This is a genomic window from Frigidibacter sp. SD6-1 (assembly GCF_030143255.1).
Taxonomy (GTDB): Bacteria; Pseudomonadota; Alphaproteobacteria; order Rhodobacterales; family Rhodobacteraceae; genus TMP-24.
This window is the reverse complement of sequence record NZ_JARJNR010000002.1, coordinates 60906-84109: the sequence shown is the minus strand read 5'-3', so window position 1 is coordinate 84109 and position 23204 is coordinate 60906. Positions and strand designations below refer to the sequence as shown.

Below are 23204 nucleotides of genomic sequence, written 5' to 3'. Positions count from 1 at the left end.
CGATGTTGATGGTCAGGTTTGGTGTCGTTTCGGGTCAGGCAGTGGAAAAGGCCGCGACGCAGGCGGCGGCCAGAACGACGGCCAGCGTTACCGCGCCCTGGGCCACGGGTGCCCACCAGGAGGCGGATTTGACGGACCGGGCCGCAAGCGGTGGCGTCAGGTAGGCGAGGCTGAGGATGACGAAGGCGGGCGTGCTGAGCCGGGAGGCAAACATGGCTATGGACCCGAGGACGACGGACAGGACCGCGACAAGGAACCAGCCGACCGCGCCTGTTCCGGCAACCGCAGTGTCCCGTCCGGTCAGCTGCCGGACATAGAGGACAAGCGCATAGGCGCCGACCAGCGCGGCCAGCGCCCCCAGGAACTGCGCAAGTCCGATATAGCCGCCGGTCACGGATATGTACGATCCCGCCAGAGCGGTGAGGATCGTGAAGCCTGGCCACAGGAGCGGCCTGTGGCGCGCCGATCCCGCTGCCTTTGCGGCAATGGCCATACCCGCCACCGGCAAGAGCACGAGCGCGAGTTCCGGTTGCAGCGGGTCGGCAAGAAGCTTCCGCTCGCCGATCCAGGCCAGTGCCGCCAGCCCGAACAGCGCCGCGAGGGCGGGATGCGGCGCGCGGCCCTGCCGCGCGGCGAGCGCGGTCAGCAGGCCGAGACCGGCGAAGATGTAGGGCAGCTTGTGCTTGGACGAGACCGGGGGCAGGGGGGGCAGACCCTCAAGCCCGCAGGTGACGATCAGGACCGCTGCTGCAGCGGCGAGGACCATCACCGCCGGACCTGGCCGGGCGGCGAAGACGACCGCGGCGAAGGCCAGCCCGGCGACCAGCGGGATGATGGCGGACGACATCAGGATGGCACCCATGGGACTGTCCCTTCGCGATTGGCCGGGCTCAGCCGGCGCTGCAGCCGATCCGGCCCATGCCCTCGATTTCGACCAGGATTTCCGGGGTGGCGAGGGCGGCGACCTGAACCAGCGAACAGGCAGGGAAGTCACCCTGGAAGACTTCCGCCCGGGCGCGCCAGACCTCCTTGTTGTCGGCAATGTCGGTCACGAAGATCGTCAGCTTGAGGATGTCGTTCATCGACGCCCCGGCCGCCTCGGTGTAGTGAACCATCTTCCGGAAGATGACGCGGGCCTGCTCATAGGCGTTTGCGCCCTCGATGGTGACGCCGTCATTGGCCCGCGACGTGAAGCCCGAGATGAAGAAAAGGTCGTCCGAGACGAGCATGTTCGACCAGGTCTTCTCGGGCGGTTCCGAAACGTTTTCGGTGTAGATCCGTTTGCGCATCGCGGTGGTCCTTTTCGGCCGTTGTCTTTCTCGATCCCACGCCGACTTCGTCGGCTTCCTTCTTGTGTGATTTTAAATAAAACGTCACATAACATTTTAGTTATTGCCCGAAACGCCCACCCTTGCCCTGCAACGGGGATCCGGCGGGGTCAGGGGTGTCAGTTACCCGGTCGCGTCACCACCGGCGGGCCGCTTTGCCAGCGCCAGCGATGGGTTTCGCATTGCCGGTAGACGCCGCCCGACACGAACGGGTCGGCGGCGGTGATTGCCCTGGCGTCAGCCAGTGTGGCGGCGCGGAAGACATACATGCCGCCCAGCTTGGTCTCGCCGTCGCTGTCCAGAAGCGGCCCGCCCCAAAGCACCTTGTCGCCCAGAACGGCCATATAGGCGCGGTGGGCAGGCAGAAGCTCTGTCCGGCGTTCTGCCATTCCGGCGGCATCCAGATTGAAGGCGATGAAGAGGGTCATGCGGGTGGGTCCGTCGATTGTGCCGCGTCGATCAGCGCCCAGAGCCGGGCCGGCGTCGCAGGCATGGGAATGTCGGAAATGCCAAGGGGCGCGAGCGCGTCGCGCAGCGCCAGTTTCAGCGCGCTGACCCCGCCGACGATGCCGACTTCGGCCCCGCCCTTTGCGCCCAGAGGGTTGGTGTCGGTCGGCGTGCCCTGGAACAGGGTTTCGATCCGCGGCACCTCTTGCGCCTTTGGCAGGCCGTAATCCATGAAGGACGAGGTCAGAAGCTGCCCTGCGGCATCATGGATCGCCTCTTCCTTGAACACCTCTCCCATCGCCTGCGCGAAGCCGCCGTGCACCTGACCGTCCAGAAGCAGGGGGTTGATCACCGTGCCGACATCGTCGACGCAAAGGAATCGGCGGATCTCGGTGAAGCCGGTCTGCGGGTCGATCTCGACCTCGGCCATGTGGCAGCCCGAGGGATAGTTCTGCGGTTTCGCGTCGAAATAGCCGACCCCCTCCAGCCCCAGCCCGATTTCCATCGGCGTATCCGCGCGGCTGTAGCTCATCCGCGCCAGATCCTTCAGGCTCAGCGTGTCGTTGGTCGTCTCGGCGCTGAAAAGCCCGGCATCGAAGCGAACCGCGCCCGGATCGACCTTCAGGTAAAGTGCCGCAAGCCGCGTGGCGCGGCCGATCAGCGCATCGGCCGCGCGCCTGAGCGCACTGCCGCCAATGGCGATGGACCGCGACCCCCAGGTGCCCCGCCCGAAATGCACGCGGTCGGTGTCGCCCTGAACAAGTGTCACGTCCTCGACCGCGACGCCCAGCCAATCCGCCACCATCTGCGCAAAGACCGTCTCGTGCCCCTGCCCGTGGGACGAGGTGCCCGCCGTGACGCGCACGTTGCCCGTCGCCTCGACTGCGATTTCCATACGTTCGGAAAAGACGCCGCAGACCTCGACATAGGTGGCAAGGCCCCGGCCCAGAAGCTTGCCGCGGCCTGCGGCCTCGGCGCGTCTTGCGTCGAACCCGGCCCAGTCAAAGAGCGTCTCGGCGCGGGCCAGCAACGCCGGATAATCGCCGCTGTCATAGGTGTCGAGAAGGGCGGTGCGGTAGGGCATGCGGCCGGCGGGAACCAGATGCCGACGGCGGAATTCCAGCGTGTCCTCGCCGATCCGGCGCGCCGCCTCGTCCATCGCGCTCTCGATCATGAGCGTCGCCTCGGGGCGGCCCGCCCCGCGATAGGAGGTGGTGGGCCGCAGGTTGCTGAGCACCCCGGTCACCCTGGAATGGGCGACCGGTATGTCATAGACGCCCTGCACCATGCGCATGCACAAAAGCGGCGAGACACCGCCCGAGGGTCCGACCGCGAAGCCCATGTTGTAGGCGATGTCGAACTCGGCGGCGGTGACCCGCCTGTCCGCGTCCAGCGCCAGCCGTGCGCGGCCCCGCATGTCGCGGCCATGAAAGTCGGCGATGAACGCCTCAGACCGCAGCGGACACCAGGAAAGTGGGCGGCGGATCTTCTCCGCCGCCCAGCAGAGCAGCACCTCTTCCGGTGAAAGATTGCCTTTCGAGCCGAAGCCGCCGCCGACGTCGGGAGCGATGACGTGGAAATCGGCCTCGGACCGTCCGAAAAGGGATGCCAGCGCCTGTTTCAGGCGATGGGGGCTCTGCGTACTGGTGATCAGGTGAAAGCGGCTGTCGGCGGGGCTGTAGCGGGCGCGGATCGCGCGCGGCTCCATCGCGCAGGCCAGAAGGCGCGGCACGGTCACGTCCGCTTCCGCCACATGCGCGGCTGCGGCAAAGGCCGCGTCGGTGGCGGCGCGGTCGCCCGCCTCGGCGGTGAAGGCGATATTGTCCAGCCCCGGCACCACCTGCGCGACCCCTTGCAGCGCGTCGTCGATGGTGACGACCGGGCGGTCTTCGGCGACCTCGTAGCTGACAAGCTCGGCCGCGTCGCGCGCGTCCTGAGCGGTCTCGGCGATCACAACGGCCAGTATGTCGCCCACGCAGCGGATACGCTCCCCCGCGATGGGCATGAAATCCCCGAGGTTGGGCCGATGGGTCACCAGCGCAGGCGGCAGCGAGGTGCAGACCAGCGGGCCAAGGCCATCGGCGCGATAATCGGCGCCGGTCAGCACCGCGATCACGCCGGGCGCATTCCGCGCCGCTTCCGTATCAAGCGCGGTGCACCGGCCGCTGGCATGGGCGGAGCGGACCATGGCAACCGTGCACTGCCCGACCTCAACGAAGTCGTCGGTAAAGCTGCCCTGACCGCGCAGGAAGCGCGCATCTTCCTTGCGCATGCGGGGCGCGCCGATTTCGGTCATCTTCGTCACACGCTGCTCCGGTTGGCATCGAGAAGGTTCAGGTGCTTCTTGAAAGTGGCCTCCGCGGCCTCGGGGTCGTGCGCTTCGATGGCCGCGAAGATCGCTTCGTGCTGCGTCTGCACGGCTTCGAGCTGCGACTGGTTGGAAATCGAAACATGCCAGAGATAGTGCGACCGCAGCTTCAGCCTTTCCACCACCTCGGCCGCGATCGGGTTGCCGGAAGCCCGGGCGATGGCGATGTGAAAGTCGTTGTCGCCCTGAATAAGCGCCCTGCGGTTGGCCTTTGCCACATTCTTGCGGGCGTCGGACACGATCTTTCCAAGTCGGGCGATGTCTTCGCGTCCGGCCTGTCGTGCCGCCTCCGCGGCAAGCGCCGGTTCGATCAGGCGGCGCATGAACAAGAGGTGCCCCGCCTCGTCCGCCGACCAGGGGCGGACGAAGAATCCCTTGCGGCGGACGACATCGACCAGCTTGTCGTGCTTTAGCTCCAGCAAGGCCGAACGTATCGGCGCCTTGCCGTAACCGGTGATGTCGCAGAGGTCGTTCTCGGTCAGAAGCACGCCGGACTTGATCTCGTCCGAGATGATCCGCCACTTGATCTCGTCATAGGCGAGGTCAGAGAGCGACCGGTTGGGCTCGTCTTTGGCCTTGCGGACGCTGTCGGGGCCTTTGGGCATCGGTTTCACCTTTTCAGTCGGCATCGTTCGGGTGCGGTGTCTCTGCCTGCGTGGCGTGCAGCCGTTCCACAGCCCGCGCGCCGACGACCCGCACCAGATTCCGCCGATATTGGCCGGGCGCGTGCAGATCGGAAAGGTACTCCTGCTGCGGGGGATCGATTTTCAGCGCCGCCGCGGCGTCGGCGCCCGCGTCGAGCGCGGCTTCCAGTGCGGTGTGGCGGAAATACCGGCTGGCGGCGCCGGTGACGGCGACACGATACCCCGCGTCGAAGCGGGCGATGAAGACGCCGGTCATCGCATAGCCCGAGGAGGGATTGCAGACTTTGACATAGGCCGCAGCGCGCGGAATGCGGAAGCCGATCCGGCAGAGCAGTTCGTCTTCCTCAAGACAGGTCGTGAAGGTGCCGAGGAAGAAGTCCTCGACCCCGACTGTGCGCGTGCTTGTCGTCAGGCGCGCGTCCAGCGCCAGCGCGGCGGCGGGATAGTCGGCCGAGGGATCGGCGTTGGACAGCGCCCCGCCCATCGTGCCGCGGTTGCGCACCTGCCGGTCGCCGATGCTGCCGGCCAGTTCGGACAGGGCCGGTATCGTCCGGCGCACCCTGTCGTCGCCGGCCACATCGGCATGGCGGGTCATGGCGCCGACCTCGATCCGGTCGTCTGCGACCTCGATGCCCTTCAGCGCGGCGATCCCGCTCAGGTCGACCAGCGTGCCGGGCGACGACAGCCGCGCCTTCATCGTCGGCAGAAGCGTCATGCCCCCCGCAAGCGGGCGCGCGTCAAAGCCGTCGCGCAAGGCGGCCACGGCCTCGTCCACCGAACGGGGGCGGAGATAAGTGAAGTCATACATCCGCACCGCCCCTGTCCGACGGTTGCAGCACCGCAAGCGCCGCGTCGACGATATGCTGATAGCCGGTGCAGCGGCACAGGTTGCCGTCAAGCGCCTCGCGGATCGCCTTTTCGTCGGCCGCAGGATGGCGGGCCAGGAAATCGGCCAGCAGCATCACGATGCCCGGCGTGCAGAAGCCGCATTGCAGACCGTGGCGGGCGCGCATCGCCTCCTGCACCGGATGCAGCGGGCCGTCGGGCCCGGACAGCCCCTCGATCGTCGTGATCTCGCGTCCGGCGGCCTGAACGGCAAGCATGGTGCAGGATTTCACCGCCTCGCCATCGACATGCACGGTGCAGCAGCCGCATTGGGTCGTGTCGCAGCCGACATGGGTCCCCGTCAGGCCGAAGTCGCGGCGCAACAGGTCCACAAGCAGGGTGTTGGACGCGACCCGCGCCTGTCGGTCGTGGCCGTTGATGCGGAATGTCAGGCTGTGCTGTCCCATGATCTACCCCAGCGCCATCACCGCGAACGCGCCGATCAGGATGCCGGAGGCAAGACCGACGACATACGGCAGCAGCCAGTCGGCTGACCGTGCCTGTGCGGGCGGGCGCGAAGGCGAGCGGGCAGGGCCCGGAGGTGTCGCGGTGGCTGGGGCCGATGGAGCCGCGCCACCGCTCTCCTGCCGCTCCAGCGCCTCGGCGAAGCGGCGGAAGAACTGATCCGCCATCTGGTTTGCGACCGTGTCGATCAGCCGGCTGCCCAGCTGCGCGATCTTGCCGCCCACCTTGGCCTCGGCCTCGTAATGCAGCCGCGTGCCTGTGTCGCTCTCATCCAGCCGGACGGTCGCCGCGCCCGAGGCATAGCCGGCGACGCCGCCCTTGCCCGCGCCGGTGATGCGGTAGCCGTTCGGCGCGTCGATATCGGTCAGGTCCACCGCACCCTCGAATCGCGCCTTGATCATGCCGATCTTGATGACCGAAACGACATCGAAATGGTCGGGCTGCGGCGCGTCGAAGCTTTCGCAGCCCGGGATGCAGTCGCGCAGGATGTCGGGGTTGTTCAGCCCCGCCCACACCGTGCGCCGGTCAAAGGGCAGGTCCACACTGCGGGAAAACTTCATGCCACGCCACCTTCGGCCACGACGGTATGGGTCTGAATGCCAAGGCGGGTGCCGCCCAGCCGCACGGTCTGGCCCGCGCGCAGGAATTTGGGTTCGGGGCGGATGCCGTTGCCGACGCCCGAGGGTGTGCCGGTGATGATCACGTCACCGGGATCGAGCGTCATGTAGGTGCTGATATAGGACACCAGCCGGGCGACGCAGAAGATCATGTCAGAGGTGTTCGCCGCCTGATGCCGTTCGCCGTCGACCTCAAGCCAGAGGTCGATATCGCCGGGGTCGCCCAGTTCGTCGGCGGTGACGAGCCAGGGACCGAGCGGGCCGAAACTGTCATGGCCCTTGCCCTTGGTCCATTGGCCGCCCCGGTTCAGCTGGTGGTCACGTTCGGAAAGATCGTTGAAAAGGGCGTAGCCCGCGACATGGCCAAGGGCCGCATCTTCCTCGACATAGCGGGCCGTGCGGCCGATCACGACGGCAAGTTCGACTTCCCAGTCCGTCTTTTCGGAGCCGCGTGGCAGGACGATCGGATCGTCGGGGCCAGAGATCGAGCTGGTCGCCTTCATGAACAGGAGCGGCTCCTGAGGGATGTCGCGGCCCCCTTCGCGCGCGTGTTCGGCATAGTTCAGGCCGACCGCCACGATCTTTCCGACCCGGCCGACGCAGGGGCCGAGCCTCTCGCCCTCGTCCACCAGGGGCAGGGTGGAAAGATCGACCCCCTTCAGGCGTTCGATCAGGCCGTCCGAAAGGGACGCGCCATCAACGTCAGCCACCAGGCCCGAGAGGTCGCGCAGCCTGCCCGCCCCGTCAAGGACGGTCGGCCGTTCCCGGCCCGCAGCACCATATCTTGCTAGTTTCATACTGGTCTCTTCGGTGTCAGGCTTATCTGGTGAGCGTGGTCTTGTAGGTTTCGTCCGAATGGAAGGACGGCTTTTCCGCATAATGCGGACCGTCATAGAATTCGATCAGCACCGACCGCTCGACCGCCATCGTCGGCCCGTGCGGGTGCCCCTTGGGATTGCAGTAGAAAGAGCCTGGCGTCAGCGCGATATTGCTGTCGGTATAGTGATATTCGCCTTCCATGCAGATCATCGCCTGGTTGGAGGCGTGCGAGTGTTTTTCGGGGACGCCCACGCCTTTCGGAAAGTCGAGAATCGCGATGGAGGCGCCGGTTTCCTCGTTCTTCCACAAGAAATACTGGCGCAGCCCGTTGGGGAAGACGATCCAGCCATCGGGGTCCGCCGCGCTGTCTTCAAGAACCTTCCGCCAGTCAGTGTGGATCTCTAACGTCATGTTCGTTCTCCGTGCCGGCCAATTTTCATCCCAAGGGTTGCATGGGAAGGAAGGGCTTGCAAGCAAAAAAATGTCATCTAACATTTTACAAAGCCGAACGGACCTGCTAGCTTTGCGGAAAGCTGGAACGAGTCGGCAGACAGGGAGGCTACATGGGTAGGGTGCTGTTGCCCTTTGAATTCTACGAGCCGGAAAGCGTGGCCGAAGCGATCGACCTTGCGCGCCGCCACTCGGCGCCGTTCATCATGGGCGGTTGCACATTGGTCCCCTCCTTGCGTCGGCGTCAAAGGCGCGAGCCCTGCCTTGTCAGCCTGGCCCGCATCCCGGGGCTTGATGATTTCAGCATCCATCCCAGGACCGGCATGCGGCTGGGCGCCAAGGTCGTCGCTTCGGCGCTCTTGCCGCATATTTGGGCCGGCAAGCGGTTCGCGGCGCTTCACGAAGCCTGCGAACAGCTTTACCCGCCCCATATCGGCAACATGGGCAGCATCGTCGGCAACCTCTGCAGCGGCGTGCCCTATTTCGATCTGCCGACTGCGGCCATGGCGCTGGATGCCGAACTGCATGTGACGGGGCAGGGCGGGGATCGCGTGGTGAAGCTGGAAGACTTCTACACGGCGAAGTTTCAGACGGTCCTGTCGCGCGGCGAAGTGGTGACGCAGGTCTTCTGCCCGCCGCACAAGGCGGATTCGGGCAGCAGTTTCAAGAAGATCTACCGCTCGCGCCGGACCATCGACGACCTGCACAAGCTCAACGCCGCCGCCATGGTCACGCTGGACGAGGACCGGGCAAGAATCATCGACGCCCGCGTGGTGCTGGGCAGCTGGAGCTTCCGCCCCCATCGCTACAGGGCCGCCGAGGCGGTACTGGTGGGCGAGGCGCCGAACTTCGACCTGTTTGAACAGGCGGCGGATGCGGTCCTGGCGGAGCTTGATCCGGTCACCGATCTGGCATGGGTCGAAAAGACCCGCTTCGCGCAGTGCCGTGTCCTTCTGCGCGACACCATCGCACAGGCTGCCAGCCGGGCGAAGTCGCGCCACGACCCGTTCGAGGATGCCGCCGAGATTCTGGAGGATGCATCATGAAAATGCTCGCCACATTCAACGTGAACGGCCGCGACCGCGATACGGTCATCGCGCCCCATATGACGCTGGCCGACGTATTGCGCGACCAGCTGCGCCTGACCGGCACCAAGCGCGCCTGCACCGGCGGCAATTGCGGCGCCTGCACCGTGCTGATGGACGGGGTGCCGGTCTGTTCCTGCATCCAGCTGGCCGTCAACGCCCGCGACAGGAAGATCGAGACAGTCGAGGGGCTGGCGAAGCCGGGCGGAGACCTGTCCGCCCTGCAGGAAGCGTTCGCCCGCAACAACGCGGCGCAATGCGGCTTTTGCACCTCGGGCATGCTGATGACCGCCGAGGCGCTCTTGCGCAGCAATCCCCGGCCCACGCGCGAAGAGGTGAAGGTGGCGATCTCGGGCAATATCTGCCGCTGCACCGGCTATGTGAAGATCGTTGATGCGATCATGGAGGCGACGGCAGCGGCGCAGGAGGCGGCAGAATGAAGACGGTCAGGCTTTCCCCGGCGGATACCGACGACCTGCTCTATGTGGGCCGCGACCTGCAAAAGCCCGATGTGAAGAAAAAGGTCACGGGCCAGGCCGTCTATACCGAGGATATCGACATGCCCGGCCTCGCCGAAGGGCGGCTCTTGCACTGCCCCCATCCCTTCGCCCGCGTGAAGCGGATCGACACCAGCAAGGCCGAGGCGCTGCCCGGCGTGCTGGCCGTGCTGACGGCGAAGGATGCGCCCGAGGCGCGGTTCTCACGCTCCACCATGGCCGAGGCTCTGCCGAGTTTCGCTTTCGATGGCGAACGGCAGGACCAGCGTATCCTGACAGACCTTTGCCGCTATCGCGGCGATTGCGTCGCCGCTGTCGCCGCCGAGGATATCTATGTCGCCGAACAGGCGCTGGACCTGATCGAGGTCGAATATGAGCTGTTGCAGCCGGTCTTCGACCCGTTCGAGGCGATGAAGCCCGGCGCGGTCGCGGTCCATGACGATGTGAAGAACAACATCGCCTTCGAGATGGATCACCCGTTCAACATGGGCGACACCGGAAAAGCCTTCGATGAGGCCGATGTGGTGGTGGAGTTTTCCGGCGTCAATTCACGGCAGAAGCACCTGCACATGGAAACCGACAGCGCCATCGCCCATTTCGATGAAACCGGGCGGCTGACGGTCATCAGCCCGTCGCAGGGGCCTCATCTTGGCAAGAAGCATCTGTCGGAACGAGTCTTTCCCGACCTGAACGATGGTGACATCCGCTGGATTTCGCCCGCGATCGGCGGCGGCTTCGGTGCGCGGCTGGCGCTGGGGCTGGAGCCGGTCGCGGTGCTGCTGGCGCGCCATACCGGCCGCCCCATCCGCGTGACCTCGACCCGGGAGGAGGATTTCAACGGCTATTCCTCGCGCACCGACCAGCACCAGACGGTGCGTCTGGCCGCGAAGTCGGACGGCACGGTGATCGGGATCGAACAGCATATCGTTTCGGATGCGGGGGCCTATCTGTCGCATTCGGCCACCACATCGCTGGTGAACATGCAGAAAAGCCTCGGCCTTTTCCGCTGCGAGAATGTCTATGGGCATGTGAAGGTGGTCTACACCAACACCCCCGTCACGGCGGGTTTTCGCGGCTACGGCAATGCCGAAGGGGCGTTCGTCCTGCAACAGGCCATCGACATGCTGGCCGAGCGGCTGGGCATGGACCCGATCGAGATACGCGCGAAGAACATCCGCAAGGAGGGCGAGCAGAGCTTTTTCATCCCCTGCAAGCTGGAGCATTCGCGTCTGCAGGAATGCATCGACGAAGGCGCGAAGGCGTTCGACTGGGCAAACAAGTTCCGTGGCTGGGACCGCCAGAAGGACGAAGGCCGCTTCAAGCGCGGGGTCGGCATGTCGATCCTCAATCACGCTTCCGGGGCAGGGGGGTTCCTGCTGGAACATTCCAGCGCCATCATGAAGGTGCAGGCGGACGGGTCGGCCAATCTGGTCATCTCGCCGTGCGAGATGGGGCAGGGGATCCTTGGCGCGCTGGCGCAGGTGGCGGCGGAACTCTCGGGCGTCCCCTATGACAAGATCCGCATCGTGACCGGTGATACCGATGTGACGCTGTTCGACATCGGGTCGCATGCCAGCCGGTCGATGTTCGTTGTCGGCAATGCGGTGGCCGATTGCGCCCGCAAGATCAACGCCATCATCCGCGAACGGGCGGTGCCGCATTTCGAGAAACGCCAGATCAAGGTCACGCCGGATCAGCTGGTGGCGAAGGGCGGAGAGATCTATCCCGAGGGCCAGCCCGACAAGGCCATCCCGATCGGCGAAGTGGCGCATGACGAGATCTACAACTTCTCGGATGCCGGCGCGCAGATCACCGCCTCCGGCTCTTACCTCTCGACCTCGCACCACCCCAATCATCAGGCCGCCTTCGCCGAGGTCGAGGTGGATACCGAAACCGGCCATGTCAGCGTGCTGCGCTACCTGGCCGCGCACGATATCGGCCGCGCGATCAACCCGCTGCTGGTCGAATCGCAGATGCAGGGTGCTGCGGTGCAGGGGCTGGGATTTGCGCTGAAGGAAGATTTCGTGCTGGATCAGAAGACCGGCGAGGTGCTGAACGACACGCTGCTGACCTACCTTGCGCCGACGGTCATGGATGTCCCCGAGCTGGAGACGCTGATGATCGAGGATCCGTTCGAAAAGGGCCCCTTGGGTGCGAAGGGCGTGGGCGAGGCCGGGGTGGTCAACCCCGCCGCCGCCGTCGCCAACGCGATCTATGATGCGATCGGCGTGCGCCTGCACTCCGTACCGATGACACCGGAAAAGGTCCTGGCGATGCTGCAATCTGGCGGCGCCGAGAACCCCGCAGGGTCCTCCTGCGTCTCTGGTCAACGCTTGTAAGGGAAATGACGATGTCCGACCGAATACTGCTCGATGACGTGGCCTACACCGCCTACATGGCCGACGATCTGGACCTGATGGAGCGATTCCTGACCGATTTCGGCATGAAGCGCTCTGCCCGGACCGACGGCGCGCTTTACATGCGCGGCACCGGCTCGGCGCATCATATCCATGTCACGCGGAAAGGGGCCGAGAACAAGTTCCTCGGCGGTGCTTTCCGGGTCCGGTCCAGGGCCGAACTGGAAAAGGCCGCGCGCATCCCCGGCGCCTCGGCCATCGAGCGGATCACCGAACCGGGCGGCGGCGAGCGGGTTTCGCTGAAGACGCCGAACGGCCACAACCTCTGGCTGGAATACGGGGCGGAAACGGTGCCGGAACTGCCCGCGCGGCGCGTCTACCAGATGAACTTCGCCTCCTCGCATCTGCGGTTCAACACGGCGGTGCGTCAGCGCGCCGATATCACCCCGATCCTGCGCATCGGCCATTTCGTGCTTTGGGTCGCCGATGCGCCGAAGGAAATCGCCTGGTTCCGGCAGCATTTCGACCTTGTCCCCTCCGACTATATCTGCGCCCATTCCGACGAACCCGACCCCAAGGTCGTCGGCACCTTCCTGCGCTACGACCGCGGGCAGGACTATGTCGAACATCACTGCATGCTTATCACGCAGTCGGTCAATTTCGGCTGCCACCATTCGTCCTACGAGGTGCTGGACCTCGACGCCGTAACCTCCGGGCATGACTATCTGGTCGAGAAGGGCTGGCACCTCGATGCCGGTGTCGGGCGGCACTATCTGGGCTCGCTCATCTACGATTACTGGAAGGACCCGTTCGGCAACCGGGTGGAGCACTATACCGATACCGACCTGATCAACGACGATTACGAGCCGGTCTATTTCGTGGGCACCGCCGACGAGACGACCCAATGGGGCATGGCCCCGCCGCCGTCCTTCTTCGACTGAGAGGAACGCAACCCGCACAAGCAGGCAAAAAATTTTGCTGCTCCAACTGAAATGTTAAATGAAATGTCTAAACGGGTCCGCAAGAGCGGGACCAGGATGGGAGACGGAAGATGACGAACAAACTCATTCAGCCAAACCGCCGCACGCTTCTGAAGGGGGGTCTTGCCGCCACTGCCGCATCGGCCTTTCCGCTGCCGCTTTATGCGCAGGACCGCCCGCTGAAGGTCGGTTATGTCTCGCCCCAGACCGGGCCGCTGGCGGTCTTTGGCGAGACTGACAACTTCATCCTCGACGGCGTGCGCAAGGCGCTGGCGGGCGGCATTCAGGCCGGTGGCAGGACGCGCGAGGTCGAGATCATCGTCAAGGACAGCCAGTCCTCGTCCAGCCGGGCCGCAAGCGTTGCCGCCGAACTGATCGAAAGCGACGGCGTCAACCTGATGCTGGTGACGGCCACGCCCGACACCACCAACCCGGTGGCCGACCAGTGCGAACTGGCCGAAATTCCCTGCGCCTCGACCGCCGCCCCGTGGGAGGCGTGGTATTTCGGCCGGGGTGGCACACCCGATGCCGGCTTTGACTATACCTACCACTTCTTCTTCGGTCTGGCCGAGGCGCTGAACACCTATGCGGCGATGTGGAACCGGCTGGACAGCAACAAGGTCGTTGGCGGCCTCTTCCCCAACGATGCCGACGGCGCGGCCTGGGCCGACCCGAAGGTGGGCGCGCCCGGCCTTCTGCCCGGCCTTGGCTACGATCTGATCAACCCCGGCACCTTCCAGAACGGGACGGACAATTTCACCGCCCATATCAGTGCCTTCAACGAGGCGGAGGCAGAGATCCTGACAGGGGTGCTGAACCCGCCCGACTGGAACACGTTCTGGCGTCAGGCCAGGCAGCAGGGGCTGCGCCCCAAGGCCGCGACCATCGGCAAGGCGCTGGTCTTCCCGGCCGCGGTGCAGACGCTGGGCGATCTGGCCGACGGGCTGACCATGGAAATCGTCTGGGCGCCGAACTTCCCCTTCGCCTCGGGCCTGACCGGGCGCAGTTCGGCGCAGCTCGCCGCCGACTGGACCGCCGCCTCGGGCAAGGCCTGGACGCCGCCCCTGGGCTGGACGCAGGCCATCTTCGACGTCGGCATCAACGCGCTTGCCACGGCATCCGATCCCGACGACGCGGAATCCGTTAATGCGGCGCTGGCCGCCACCGACATCGTGACCACGATGGGGCCTGTCAACTTCTCCAAGGGGCCGTTCGGGCGCAATGTCTCGATCACGCCCCTGGTCGGTGGGCAATGGGCGATGGGTGGCGATCACGGCATCAAGGTCGATATCGTCGCCAACGACTTCCTGCCCGACGTGCCGCTGACCGCCGATCTCAGAAACCTGCGCGACATCTGAGATGCTGGACCTCAGCGACGTTTCCTTTCGCTACGGCACGCTGACCGTCACGGACGGCGTGTCGCTTTCGGTCGGGCAGGGTGAGGCGCTTGGCATCATCGGCCCGAACGGGGCAGGCAAATCGACCCTTCTCGACCTGATGATGGGCACAAAACTGCCGGCGGAAGGGCGCATTACTTTCGACGGGCGCGACATCACCCGGATGCCGGCACAAAAGCGCGCGGGCCTCGGCATTGCGCGCGCCTTTCAGGTGCCGCGCCCCTTCCACGGCATGACCGTGTTCGAAAACGTTCTGGTCGGCGCGACCGGCGGCGGGCGCCGGAATGAGCGTGCTTCCTACGACCTCTGTTTCGGCGTCCTCGAACAGACCGGCCTGATCGGTCACGCACGGGAACCGGCCAGCACGCTGCGGCTTCTGGACCGCAAGCGGCTGGAACTGGCGCGCGCGCTGGCGACAAAGCCACGTCTGCTGCTGCTCGACGAGGTGGCCGGCGGGCTGACCGACATGGAATGCAAAAGCCTGATCGAGACGATCCGCGGCGTCAGCGCCTCGGGCGTCGCGATCGTCTGGATCGAACATATCGTCCACGCCCTTCTTGCCGTGGTGAACCGGCTTTGCGTGATCGACCAGGGCGCGCAGATCGCCGACGGCGACCCGCAGGAGGTGATCCAGGCCGACAAGGTCAGGGAAATCTACATGGGAACCCCGGCATGAGCCTCTTGTCGACACACGGCCTTGACGCCTTCTACGGCGACTTTCAGGCGCTTTACGGTGTGAATGTCGCGCTGGAAGAGGGTCAATGCGTGGCACTGATCGGCCCCAACGGTGCGGGCAAGACGACACTTCTGCGTGCCCTCATGGGCTGGGTACCGGTTGCAGAGGGCATGGTCCTGTTCGACGGCCACCAGATCGGCGGCGCCTCGCCCGACCGAACTGTCGCCATGGGTATCGCCTCAGTTCCCGAAGGCCGCCGCCTGTTTCCAAGCCTCACGGTGGACGAAAACCTTATCATGGGCAGGGAATCGGGGCGAAGAGGCGCCTGGACGCTTGACGGCATATACGATCTGTTTCCGTCGCTGAGAGGCCGGCGGGGGCATCTCGGTTCCGGCCTTTCGGGCGGACAGCAGCAGATGGTGGCCATCGGCCGTGCGCTGATGGCCAATCCCCGCGTCCTGCTGGTCGACGAACTGAGCCTCGGCCTTGCGCCGACGGTGGTCAACGACATCGCCCGCGCACTGCCCCGCATCCGCGAAACCGGCGTCAGCATCATGCTGGTGGAACAGGATGTGCGCCGGGCGCTGAGCCTGTCGGACTACGCCTATTGCATCCTCGAAGGCCGGATCAACCTGCAAGGCCCGAGCGGCGAGCTCGAATTCGGCGATATCGAGAAATCCTTTTTCGGAGAGGCGGCATGACAGAGCTTCTCAATTCGATCATCCAGGGCATCCTGATCGGCGGGCTTTACGCGCTTTTCGCCGCCGGGTTGTCGCTGGTCTTCGGGATCATGCGGATCGTCAACCTCGCCCATGGCGACCTGATCGTCGCGGGATCCTTCCTGATGTACAGCGCCGCCTCGGTCCTTGGCCTGCCGATCTGGGTGGCGGCGCTTCTCGTCCTGCCGGTGATGGCGCTTCTGGGTTACGGGCTGCAACGCTCCCTGATCAATCACACCATCGGCACGAATGTGCTGCCGCCGCTCCTGGTGACGTTCGGCATCTCGATCATTTTGCAGAACGGGCTCTTGCAGCTTTTCACCGCCGACAACCGCAAGCTTGATTTCGGCGCCATCGAGGTGATGAGCCTCAAGGCAGGGCCGATCTCGGTCGGGTGGTACGCGATCCTGGTCTTCGCGGTGTCGGTAGCCACAATCTGGGGGCTGCAAGTCCTGTCGTTTCACACCCGGCTGGGCCGTGTCTTGCGGGCGACGACGGACGATCCGGAAGTCGCCCGCGTCATGGGCGTGCGCACCGAACATGTCTTCGGCATCGCCATGGCCATCGCGCTGGTCATCTGCGGCATCGCGGGGGTGCTTCTTTCGGCCTGGACCAGCTTCACGCCGCTGTCCGGACCATCGCGCCTGCTGATCGCGTTCGAGGTGGTCGTGATCGGCGGGCTGGGGTCGATCTGGGGCACGCTGATCGGCGGTGTCGTACTTGGCGTGGCGCAGGCCCTGGGCGGGTATTTCGACCCCGCCTGGCAGACATTGGCGGGGCATATCTCCTTCATCGCGATCCTGGCCCTCAGACCGCAAGGCATCATGGGGGGGCGCCGCCAATGACCGGCTATACCGTCAGACGTTACGGCCAGCATCACATCTGGATCGGAGTGCTCGCGCTTCTATCGGTGCTGGTGTTGGCAGCACTTCCCGCCTTCGCCGGCAAGGCCGCGCTGCGGATCGCAACCGAAATGGCGGGCTACATGGCGCTTGCGGTCATGTGGAACCTCCTGGCGGGCTATGCGGGCGTCATGTCCATCGGCCAGCAGGCCTTTGTCGGCGTCGGGGCCTATGCGCTGTTCGTCTTGTGCGGGACCATGGGGCTGCCGCTGATACCCGCCATCATTGCGGCCGGTCTGTTGACTACGCTTCTCTCGATCCCCGTGGGGCTGATCCTCTTCCGCCTCAACGGGGCCTATTTCGCCATCGGCACCTGGGTCGTCGCCGAGATTTTCCTGCTGCTCACCGCGCAATCCCAGACGCTGGGCGCGGGGGCGGGGCTGAGCTTTCCGGCCGGGGTCGCGAAATCCTTCGGAACCGCAACCGAGAGGGCGGCGCTTTTCTGGTGGATCGCCCTTTCGATCGTGCTTCTGTCTGTCGGGGTCGCCTATCTGTGGCTGCGATCCTCGCGCGGGCTCGCGTTGACCGCGATGCGCGACGATGCGGAAGCGGCCGCCGGGCTGGGTGTGGATACGAAGCGCAACCGGCTTGCGGTCTACCTGCTGGCGGCGGGCGTCGCGGGCATGGTGGGCGCGGTCCTCTTCCTCGGCAAGCTGCGCATATCGCCTGCCGCCGCCTATGACATCAACGAATGGACGGCGAGCATCATCTTCATCGTCGTGATCGGCGGGCTGGGGCGGCTGGAAGGCGCGATCCTGGGGACGCTGATCTTCTTCGTCTTGCGCGGTTTCCTTGCCGATTTCGGCGCCTGGTACCTGATGGCCATGGGTGCCATCGCGATTGTCGTCATGCTGAGGATGCCGCAAGGCATCTGGGGTTTCCTGCATGAGCGGACCGGGATCGAACTGTTCCCGATGCGGCGCGACATCTGTCCGCCCAAGGGACGGGCAATGTCATGACCGTGCTGTCACCCTTAACCAGAGAAAAGTTGATGACGGTCTCGTCGGGCACGCTGACCACCGTGCTCTTCAGGCGGGGGCTGCGCACACGCTATATCTCCGGCGTGCTGCCGCTTGATCCTGCCTGCGCCCGTTTCGCAGGCCCGGCCTTCACCCTGCGCTTCATCCCTGCGCGCGAGGACATCGACACGATGGAACGTTATGCCAGCGCCGACCACGTCCAGCGGCGCGCCATCGAGGAATGCCCACCCGGCGCGGTGCTGGTTATCTCAACAGGGAACGAATGCCGCGCAGCCTCAGCCGGTGACATCATGATCGCCCGGCTTCAGCAGCGCGGCGTCGTGGCCGCCGTCACCGATGGCGGCTTTCGCGATACGCCCGATATCCGGGCGCTGGGATTTCCGGTGTTCCAGCGCCAGCCCGCCGTGCCGTCAAGCCCGATCGCGCTCCACCCCGCCGACCTGGATCGTCCGGTCGGCTGCGGCGGCGTCGCGGTCTTTCCCGGCGACATCGTGGTGGGCGACGGCGACGGCGTGGTCGTCATCCCCGCCGGGATCGCCGACGAGATCGCGGACGAGGCCATCAACCAGACGCAGTACGAGGATTTCGTGACCGAGAAAGTGGCCGAGGGCCGCTCGATCTTCGGTCTGTTTCCACCCGACAGCGAAAGCTTGCGGGAGTTCGAGATATGGAAGGCCGGTCGGCCCTAGCGGGATCGCACGGCAAACTTTCCGCTCCCCGTCAGCCATAGTCAATTCCGCAACCATCAAAGGGAGAAAGATGATGCGCTCAAGGAAGATCCGAGAGTTTCTGAAAGCGGGGGGCGTCTGTACTGCATTCATTGCTTTGGTCGGCACTGCAGCAGACGCCCGCGAGCCCGGAGTTCCCCCCTCAGTCCCACCTGGCAATACAACCGGCGTGCCGATTGGCGCCAACCCGCCACCGGGTTTCTATCTCAACAGCCTGAACGGGTACAGTTCCCTCGAGCTGAAAGATGCCAATGGCGACGATGTCGGTCTTGATGTGACTATCGCCGACACCGCGGTCCAGCTTCTGTGGGTGCCCGGCTTCAAGCTGTTGGGTGGCGATTACCGCGCGTTCATCCTGCAGCCGCTTCTGCATGTCGACCAGAATTCCAGCATCGGGGCGATCCCGAGCGGTACGGAATTCGCGCTGGGCAACACGCACATCTCGCCGCTGGGCGTGTCCTGGGCGGTGGCGCCGGGTCAGTTCGTCAGCGCCGATCTGGGGTTCATCGCCCCGACCGGCAAATGGAACGCGTCGGACCCGGTCAACACGGCCGGCAATTTCTGGACCTTTGCACCGTCACTTGGCTACAGCTATCTGAACAATGGATGGAATGCGTCGGTGCATCTGCAATATTTCGTCAACACCGAGAACAAGACCAACGGTTACAAGTCCGGTGACGAAGTTCTGGTCAACTTTACCGCACTCAAGAACGTCGGCGATTTCAGCATCGGTCCGGTCGCATACTACCGCAAACAGCTGACCGCCGACACCAACAACGGCAGTGCATTCGGGGGCGCGACGGTCGGAAAGTCCGAGCAATTCGCAATCGGGCTTGGGCTGACGACCAATATCGGGAAGACGGCCGTGAACATGCGTCTGACGCATGACATCAAGGCGGAAAATACCCTTGGTGGCACCAGCCTCAAGGTCGATTTCTCGGTTCCCCTGGGGCGAAAGTAAAGCCGGGCCATCGGCTGAATGCCCCAAGACAGGTTTGGCGGCCGCGTCCGGATTTCCGCTGCGGCCGCCGGCAGCCCCGCCATGCCCGGCTAGCCTGCACCGTCCCGCATCAAGTCGTATGTCTTCCGCGCGGCGCGCACATGCGGCTGGTTCTCATTCGCCCAATCGGACAGGGATTCCAGCGCATTATGCAGCGAACACCCCATCTGCGTCAGCCGGTATTCGACCTGTGGCGGCGACTGGTCCATGACATGCCGCGTGACCAGGCCATCACGCTCAAGATGCTTCAGCGTCGCTGCAAGCATGCGCGGGGAAATCGGGTCGATCACGCGTTGCAGGGCGTTGAACCGGCAGGGCGCCTGCGACAACTCCTTGATCACCAGCACCGACCAGGCGTCGCCCACACGATCCAGCACATCCCGGATCGGGCAGTCGTGGCTTTGAGTTCGCTTTGCCGGCATGGACTTCCCTTCAAGTAACTAATTGACCTTGCCCGCCGTATTCCGGCCGGAGGTACTTTCATATAGCTACTATATATCTGATAGCGTATGAAAGGAAGAGGTCATGCAGATACTGATACTTGGCGCATCGGGGATGATCGGAAGCCGCATCACGGCCGAGGCCCTGTCCCGCGGACACAAGGTGACGGGCACGGCGCGCAACCCCGGCAATATCGACGAAAAGGCGAACGGGGTCGCCCTTGATATCTCAAGGCCGGACGGCCTGGCGGGACTGGCAGCGGCGGCCGACGTGGTGGTGATCGCGATTTCGCCACGCAGCACGGGCGATGTTTCTGCCGATATCGGCCAGATTGCGGATGCGATCGAACAAGTGATTGCGCCCACCGGCACGCGCCTGATTCACGTCGGCGGGGCGGGTTCGATGAACCTTCCCGACGGCTCGCCGGTTGCCGATGTCGTGCCCGAAATATACCGCGCCGAGGCGCAGGCGATGCGCAAGGCCTATGAACGTCTGGCCCCGAAAGGCTTTGACTATACCTTCATCGCACCGGCCAGCATCATCGCGCCCGGGGCAAGAACCGGTTCGTACCGCGCGGGCGGACGTCAGGTTCTTACCGCGACGGATGGCGGTCCAAGCACGATCAGCGCCGAGGATTATGCCATCGCGGTCCTGGACGAGATCGAAACCGGACAGCGCCGCGGCCAGATCTTTCAGGTTGCGAACTGAAGCGGCCCGTGGGCGCAGGAAAGACTGTACCTCACCCGCACGGGATCGGCCTTTCGGTCGATCCCGTAGGGCGTGGGGAGGGCCACGGGCCTGCGCGACCGCGCCTCAGTGCCGCGCGATGGCCATGGCGAAGATCAGGATGGCACCGGTTGCCATGGTCTGGGCATAGGCGCCGACCTCCATCAGGTTCAGGCCGTTCTGCACAAGCAGGATCAGAAGCGTTCCGATCATCACAGAAAACGTCCTGCCCTGCCCCCCGGCCAGCGCCACGCCGGAGATCACGCAGGCGGCAATCGATTCCAGCGGCAGGCTCGACCCCACATTGGCCTCGCCCGTCCCAAGACGCGCCGTCAACAGAAAGCCCGAAACCGCCGCCAGAAGACCGCACAGGACGAACCCCGCGATCGTGACACGGCCGGTCCGGACCCCCGAAAGGGCAGCCGCGCGGGGATTGCCGCCGGCGGCATAGATGTGTCGCCCGAACCGCGTCCATTCCATCACGACATAGACGATGACGACCAGCGCGATGGCGGCCAGAACCGGGACCGGAAAGCCGCCGAGGCGGCCAAATCCGAAAATCTCGCCCAAGAGGGGTGGCATGCCATAGATCGGCCGGCCGGCCGACATGAAAAGCGTGACCCCGAACAGGACAGACGACATGCCAAGCGTCATCATGAAGGGCGGAATGCGCAGGAAACTGACCCCAAGGCCATTGAGGACGCCGGCACCTGTGCCGATCACCACGCTCATGGCAAAACCGGCCGCGATGGCCAGCATCGGGGCATCGGGAAAAGCGGCGAAGACCGCGGCCATGACGAGACTGCCGACGACAGAGGTCAGCGACACAACGCTGCCGACGGACAGATCGAGGCCGCCGTTGACGATGACGATGAACTGCCCGAGAGACACGATCAGAAGATAGACCGACTGGCGCCCGACATTGGTCAGGTTGTCGGCGGTCAGAAACCTCTCGGACCCCAGCGAGAAGATGACAAGCGCCGCCAGGAACATGACCGGTAGGGCCAGCGACTGTCTGTTGCGGATCAGCCAGGACAGGGCCTGACCCCATCGCGCGCCGGCACCCTCGATCTCTGCTGCGGTTGAGCTATTCATGCCTCAGGCCCCTTCTTCAGAAGAATTGTTCCAGAATGCGGTGCTCGTCATAGTCGTCGCGCTGGAACTCGGCGACGAAACGGCCCTCGCTCATCACCAGCATCCGATGCGTCAACCCCATCAGTTCCGGAAGGTTCGATGACACCAGAAGGATCGCCGCACCCTTGGCGCTCAGGGCCGCCAGGCACTTATAGATGGACAGGCAGGCGCCGATATCCACGCCGACCGTCGGTTCGTCGAAGACGAAGACGTCGATCTCCTGGCCAAGGCTCTTGGCAAACAGGACCTTTTGCTGATTGCCGCCCGAAAGGTCGCCGACCGCATGGTTCAGGCGTCCGGGGTCAAGCTCGACCTGACCGGCAAGGTCGGCAAGCAGCTGGCTCTCGCGCGCGGGCTTGTTCCACCATCCCTTGAGCGGCCCGAAACTGTAGGAGGACAGGGAGATGTTTTCGCGCACGCTGCGATTCAGCGCCAGCCCCTCCTGCCGGCGGTCGGATGGGCTGTACCAAAGGCCCCTGTCGATCGCCTGCCCGGGGGTCGCAATGCGGACCTCCTCATCCTTGATCCTGAGCGTTCCGCCCGTGATCTTGCGCAGGCCGAAACAGGCTTGCGCCAGCTCGCTTTTCCCGCAGCCGACCAGACCGGCGATGCCGACGATCTCTCCCGCCCGCACCGAAACGCTTGCATTCCTGACCTGCGTGACGCCGCGTTCCGCCGCAAGCGTGACGTTTTCGAGAGCCAGCCCAACGTCGCCCACCGGATCGCGCGGTTTGGGGTAGATCTTCGACATCTGGCGGCCGGTCATCAGCCGGATCAGCTCATCCTCTTCGGTATCGGCGCCGACGGTTGCGATCAGCTGCCCGTCGCGCAGGACGGACACCTTGTCGCCGATCGCCGGTATCTCGTGCATGCGGTGCGTGACATAGATGACCGCCGTCCCGTTGGCGCGAAACCGCCGCAAAAGCTCCAGAAGCGCCAGCGAATCCTGCTCGGACAGCGAGGCGGTGGGCTCGTCGAGGATCAGAAGCCGGGGCGGGCGCCGGAAGGCCTTGCAGATTTCGACCATCTGCTGCTTGCCGCGGGTCAGCGAGGCGATGCGCGCATCGACATCGAGGTTGAAGCCCAGATCGGCGATCAGTTGCCGCGCCTCGTCGCGCGCCGCGGATTTGGACAGCAGGCCAAATCGTCCAAGAGGCTCCGCGCCCAGCACGATGTTCTCGGCGACCGTACGGTACGGGATCAGGGAGAATTCCTGAAAGACCGCCCGAATCCCGCAAGCCTGCGATTCGCCGACCGACTGGAACGCGCCCTTCTTGTCGCCGATTTCCAGGTATCCGTCCGAGGGCGCGTTTGCCCCCGCGACGATCGAGATCAGCGTGGACTTGCCCGCGCCGTTCTCGCCGAAAAGGACATGGACCTCGCCCGGCAGGAAATCCAGCGAGACATGATCAAGCGCGATGTTCTTGTCGTAGCGCTTGGTCAGGTCCCGCACCCGAAGGACAGGGGGCTGGCCGCCCGGAACAGGGGCTGCACGGAGGTCTTGCGACGCCGTCTGCATATGACACCTTGCCGGTTCGGATGCGGGATGTTGCCCGTAG

The 23204-nt window shown here is 64.9% G+C and carries 25 protein-coding genes; 12 read left to right on the top strand and 13 right to left on the bottom strand.

Annotated elements, in window-relative coordinates; all coding sequences use genetic code 11:
- Positions 1–34: 34 nt before the first annotated feature.
- The 10 genes from P0645_RS04895 to P0645_RS04850 all read right to left on the bottom strand — a co-directional run bounded on the left by P0645_RS04895 (position 35) and on the right by P0645_RS04850 (position 7984).
- Positions 35–862 (bottom strand): hypothetical protein, encoded by an 828-nt coding sequence (locus tag P0645_RS04895; protein WP_284163454.1) that lies wholly within the window; start codon positions 860–862, stop codon positions 35–37.
- 28 nt (positions 863–890) lie between these two features.
- Positions 891–1289 carry a RidA family protein gene (locus P0645_RS04890; RefSeq protein ID WP_284163453.1) on the bottom strand — a complete coding sequence of 133 codons (399 nt, stop codon included), beginning with the start codon at positions 1287–1289 and terminating at the stop codon, positions 891–893.
- A 158-nt stretch (positions 1290–1447) separates the two neighbouring features.
- Complete coding sequence (locus tag P0645_RS04885) at positions 1448–1756, bottom strand: YciI family protein (protein WP_284163452.1); 309 nt, start codon at positions 1754–1756, stop codon at positions 1448–1450.
- Entirely contained in the window at positions 1753–4071 is a 2319-nt protein-coding gene (locus P0645_RS04880) for a xanthine dehydrogenase family protein molybdopterin-binding subunit (protein WP_284163757.1), read from the bottom strand. Before P0645_RS04880 ends, P0645_RS04885 begins: the two co-directional genes overlap by 4 nt.
- Before the next feature lie 5 nt (positions 4072–4076).
- Positions 4077–4748, bottom strand: coding sequence for a GntR family transcriptional regulator (locus P0645_RS04875; RefSeq protein WP_284163451.1), 672 nt, complete (start codon positions 4746–4748; stop codon positions 4077–4079).
- A 13-nt stretch (positions 4749–4761) separates the two neighbouring features.
- Positions 4762–5595, bottom strand: coding sequence for an FAD binding domain-containing protein (locus P0645_RS04870; protein WP_284163450.1), 834 nt, complete (start codon positions 5593–5595; stop codon positions 4762–4764).
- A complete protein-coding gene (locus P0645_RS04865) occupies positions 5588–6079 on the bottom strand; it encodes a (2Fe-2S)-binding protein (protein WP_284163449.1) in 492 nt (163 codons plus the stop codon). The genes P0645_RS04870 and P0645_RS04865 overlap by 8 nt, the downstream gene beginning before the upstream one ends.
- A gap of 3 nt (positions 6080–6082) precedes the next feature.
- Positions 6083–6697: an SRPBCC family protein gene (locus tag P0645_RS04860; protein ID WP_284163448.1), complete on the bottom strand. Its 615-nt coding sequence runs from the start codon at positions 6695–6697 to the stop codon at positions 6083–6085.
- Positions 6694–7551, bottom strand: a complete 858-nt coding sequence (locus P0645_RS04855; RefSeq protein ID WP_284163447.1) for a fumarylacetoacetate hydrolase family protein — start codon at positions 7549–7551, stop codon at positions 6694–6696. The genes P0645_RS04860 and P0645_RS04855 overlap by 4 nt, the downstream gene beginning before the upstream one ends.
- Before the next feature lie 22 nt (positions 7552–7573).
- A complete protein-coding gene (locus P0645_RS04850) occupies positions 7574–7984 on the bottom strand; it encodes a cupin domain-containing protein (RefSeq protein ID WP_284163446.1) in 411 nt (136 codons plus the stop codon).
- A gap of 152 nt (positions 7985–8136) precedes the next feature.
- Between P0645_RS04850 and P0645_RS04845 the strand changes: the two genes are divergently transcribed.
- The 11 genes from P0645_RS04845 to P0645_RS04795 all read left to right on the top strand — a co-directional run bounded on the left by P0645_RS04845 (position 8137) and on the right by P0645_RS04795 (position 19305).
- Entirely contained in the window at positions 8137–9069 is a 933-nt protein-coding gene (locus P0645_RS04845) for an FAD binding domain-containing protein (protein WP_284163445.1), read from the top strand.
- Positions 9066–9548: a (2Fe-2S)-binding protein gene (locus P0645_RS04840; RefSeq protein ID WP_284163444.1), complete on the top strand. Its 483-nt coding sequence runs from the start codon at positions 9066–9068 to the stop codon at positions 9546–9548. Before P0645_RS04845 ends, P0645_RS04840 begins: the two co-directional genes overlap by 4 nt.
- The gene (locus P0645_RS04835; protein ID WP_284163443.1) at positions 9545–11944 is read left to right on the top strand and encodes a xanthine dehydrogenase family protein molybdopterin-binding subunit; all 2400 of its coding nucleotides are present in this window, start codon (positions 9545–9547) and stop codon (positions 11942–11944) included. The genes P0645_RS04840 and P0645_RS04835 overlap by 4 nt, the downstream gene beginning before the upstream one ends.
- A gap of 11 nt (positions 11945–11955) precedes the next feature.
- A complete protein-coding gene (locus P0645_RS04830; RefSeq protein WP_284163442.1) occupies positions 11956–12903 on the top strand; it encodes a VOC family protein in 948 nt (315 codons plus the stop codon).
- 110 nt (positions 12904–13013) lie between these two features.
- Entirely contained in the window at positions 13014–14300 is a 1287-nt protein-coding gene (locus P0645_RS04825; RefSeq protein ID WP_284163441.1) for an ABC transporter substrate-binding protein, read from the top strand.
- Between the two features lies 1 nt (position 14301).
- Positions 14302–15015 (top strand): ABC transporter ATP-binding protein, encoded by a 714-nt coding sequence (locus P0645_RS04820; RefSeq protein WP_284163440.1) that lies wholly within the window; start codon positions 14302–14304, stop codon positions 15013–15015.
- Entirely contained in the window at positions 15012–15716 is a 705-nt protein-coding gene (locus P0645_RS04815) for an ABC transporter ATP-binding protein (RefSeq protein WP_284163439.1), read from the top strand. Before P0645_RS04820 ends, P0645_RS04815 begins: the two co-directional genes overlap by 4 nt.
- On the top strand, positions 15713–16579 hold the full coding sequence (locus P0645_RS04810) for a branched-chain amino acid ABC transporter permease (RefSeq protein ID WP_284163438.1): 867 nt from the start codon (positions 15713–15715) through the stop codon (positions 16577–16579). The genes P0645_RS04815 and P0645_RS04810 overlap by 4 nt, the downstream gene beginning before the upstream one ends.
- The gene (locus P0645_RS04805) at positions 16576–17595 is read left to right on the top strand and encodes a branched-chain amino acid ABC transporter permease (RefSeq protein WP_284163437.1); all 1020 of its coding nucleotides are present in this window, start codon (positions 16576–16578) and stop codon (positions 17593–17595) included. Before P0645_RS04810 ends, P0645_RS04805 begins: the two co-directional genes overlap by 4 nt.
- Positions 17592–18305 carry a ribonuclease activity regulator RraA gene (locus tag P0645_RS04800; protein ID WP_284163436.1) on the top strand — a complete coding sequence of 238 codons (714 nt, stop codon included), beginning with the start codon at positions 17592–17594 and terminating at the stop codon, positions 18303–18305. Before P0645_RS04805 ends, P0645_RS04800 begins: the two co-directional genes overlap by 4 nt.
- A 73-nt stretch (positions 18306–18378) precedes the next feature.
- A complete protein-coding gene (locus P0645_RS04795) occupies positions 18379–19305 on the top strand; it encodes a SphA family protein (protein WP_284163435.1) in 927 nt (308 codons plus the stop codon).
- Between the two features lie 89 nt (positions 19306–19394).
- Here the strand turns inward: P0645_RS04795 and P0645_RS04790 are convergent, their stop codons facing one another.
- Entirely contained in the window at positions 19395–19766 is a 372-nt protein-coding gene (locus P0645_RS04790; RefSeq protein ID WP_284163434.1) for a winged helix-turn-helix transcriptional regulator, read from the bottom strand.
- A gap of 103 nt (positions 19767–19869) precedes the next feature.
- Between P0645_RS04790 and P0645_RS04785 the strand changes: the two genes are divergently transcribed.
- Positions 19870–20493: an NAD(P)-dependent oxidoreductase gene (locus tag P0645_RS04785; RefSeq protein ID WP_284163433.1), complete on the top strand. Its 624-nt coding sequence runs from the start codon at positions 19870–19872 to the stop codon at positions 20491–20493.
- A 105-nt stretch (positions 20494–20598) separates the two neighbouring features.
- Here P0645_RS04785 and P0645_RS04780 read toward each other — a convergent pair whose 3' ends face one another.
- Together P0645_RS04780 and P0645_RS04775 are read right to left on the bottom strand one after the other, a co-directional pair.
- Positions 20599–21606, bottom strand: a complete 1008-nt coding sequence (locus P0645_RS04780) for an ABC transporter permease (protein ID WP_284163432.1) — start codon at positions 21604–21606, stop codon at positions 20599–20601.
- A 16-nt stretch (positions 21607–21622) separates the two neighbouring features.
- The gene (locus P0645_RS04775; protein WP_284163431.1) at positions 21623–23098 is read right to left on the bottom strand and encodes a sugar ABC transporter ATP-binding protein; all 1476 of its coding nucleotides are present in this window, start codon (positions 23096–23098) and stop codon (positions 21623–21625) included.
- Positions 23099–23204 lie beyond the last annotated feature (106 nt).

Excerpts from the sequence above, each read along its gene's own strand:
- P0645_RS04820 (WP_284163440.1), top strand. The coding sequence starts at position 14,302 with ATGCTGGACCTCAGCGACGTTTCCTTTCGCTACGGCACGCTGACCGTC.
- P0645_RS04780 (WP_284163432.1), bottom strand. The coding sequence starts at position 21,606 with ATGAATAGCTCAACCGCAGCAGAGATCGAGGGTGCCGGCGCGCGATGG.
- P0645_RS04850 (WP_284163446.1), bottom strand. The coding sequence starts at position 7,984 with ATGACGTTAGAGATCCACACTGACTGGCGGAAGGTTCTTGAAGACAGC.
- P0645_RS04805 (WP_284163437.1), top strand. The coding sequence starts at position 16,576 with ATGACCGGCTATACCGTCAGACGTTACGGCCAGCATCACATCTGGATC.
- P0645_RS04865 (WP_284163449.1), bottom strand. The coding sequence starts at position 6,079 with ATGGGACAGCACAGCCTGACATTCCGCATCAACGGCCACGACCGACAG.
- P0645_RS04815 (WP_284163439.1), top strand. The coding sequence starts at position 15,012 with ATGAGCCTCTTGTCGACACACGGCCTTGACGCCTTCTACGGCGACTTT.
- P0645_RS04875 (WP_284163451.1), bottom strand. The coding sequence starts at position 4,748 with ATGCCCAAAGGCCCCGACAGCGTCCGCAAGGCCAAAGACGAGCCCAAC.
- P0645_RS04830 (WP_284163442.1), top strand. The coding sequence starts at position 11,956 with ATGTCCGACCGAATACTGCTCGATGACGTGGCCTACACCGCCTACATG.
- P0645_RS04895 (WP_284163454.1), bottom strand. The coding sequence starts at position 862 with ATGGGTGCCATCCTGATGTCGTCCGCCATCATCCCGCTGGTCGCCGGG.
- P0645_RS04825 (WP_284163441.1), top strand. The coding sequence starts at position 13,014 with ATGACGAACAAACTCATTCAGCCAAACCGCCGCACGCTTCTGAAGGGG.
- P0645_RS04855 (WP_284163447.1), bottom strand. The coding sequence starts at position 7,551 with ATGAAACTAGCAAGATATGGTGCTGCGGGCCGGGAACGGCCGACCGTC.
- P0645_RS04880 (WP_284163757.1), bottom strand. The coding sequence starts at position 4,071 with ATGACCGAAATCGGCGCGCCCCGCATGCGCAAGGAAGATGCGCGCTTC.
- P0645_RS04790 (WP_284163434.1), bottom strand. The coding sequence starts at position 19,766 with ATGCCGGCAAAGCGAACTCAAAGCCACGACTGCCCGATCCGGGATGTG.
- P0645_RS04800 (WP_284163436.1), top strand. The coding sequence starts at position 17,592 with ATGACCGTGCTGTCACCCTTAACCAGAGAAAAGTTGATGACGGTCTCG.
- P0645_RS04885 (WP_284163452.1), bottom strand. The coding sequence starts at position 1,756 with ATGACCCTCTTCATCGCCTTCAATCTGGATGCCGCCGGAATGGCAGAA.
- P0645_RS04870 (WP_284163450.1), bottom strand. The coding sequence starts at position 5,595 with ATGTATGACTTCACTTATCTCCGCCCCCGTTCGGTGGACGAGGCCGTG.
- P0645_RS04810 (WP_284163438.1), top strand. The coding sequence starts at position 15,713 with ATGACAGAGCTTCTCAATTCGATCATCCAGGGCATCCTGATCGGCGGG.
- P0645_RS04845 (WP_284163445.1), top strand. The coding sequence starts at position 8,137 with ATGGGTAGGGTGCTGTTGCCCTTTGAATTCTACGAGCCGGAAAGCGTG.
- P0645_RS04795 (WP_284163435.1), top strand. The coding sequence starts at position 18,379 with ATGCGCTCAAGGAAGATCCGAGAGTTTCTGAAAGCGGGGGGCGTCTGT.
- P0645_RS04835 (WP_284163443.1), top strand. The coding sequence starts at position 9,545 with ATGAAGACGGTCAGGCTTTCCCCGGCGGATACCGACGACCTGCTCTAT.
- P0645_RS04860 (WP_284163448.1), bottom strand. The coding sequence starts at position 6,697 with ATGAAGTTTTCCCGCAGTGTGGACCTGCCCTTTGACCGGCGCACGGTG.
- P0645_RS04840 (WP_284163444.1), top strand. The coding sequence starts at position 9,066 with ATGAAAATGCTCGCCACATTCAACGTGAACGGCCGCGACCGCGATACG.
- P0645_RS04785 (WP_284163433.1), top strand. The coding sequence starts at position 19,870 with ATGCAGATACTGATACTTGGCGCATCGGGGATGATCGGAAGCCGCATC.
- P0645_RS04890 (WP_284163453.1), bottom strand. The coding sequence starts at position 1,289 with ATGCGCAAACGGATCTACACCGAAAACGTTTCGGAACCGCCCGAGAAG.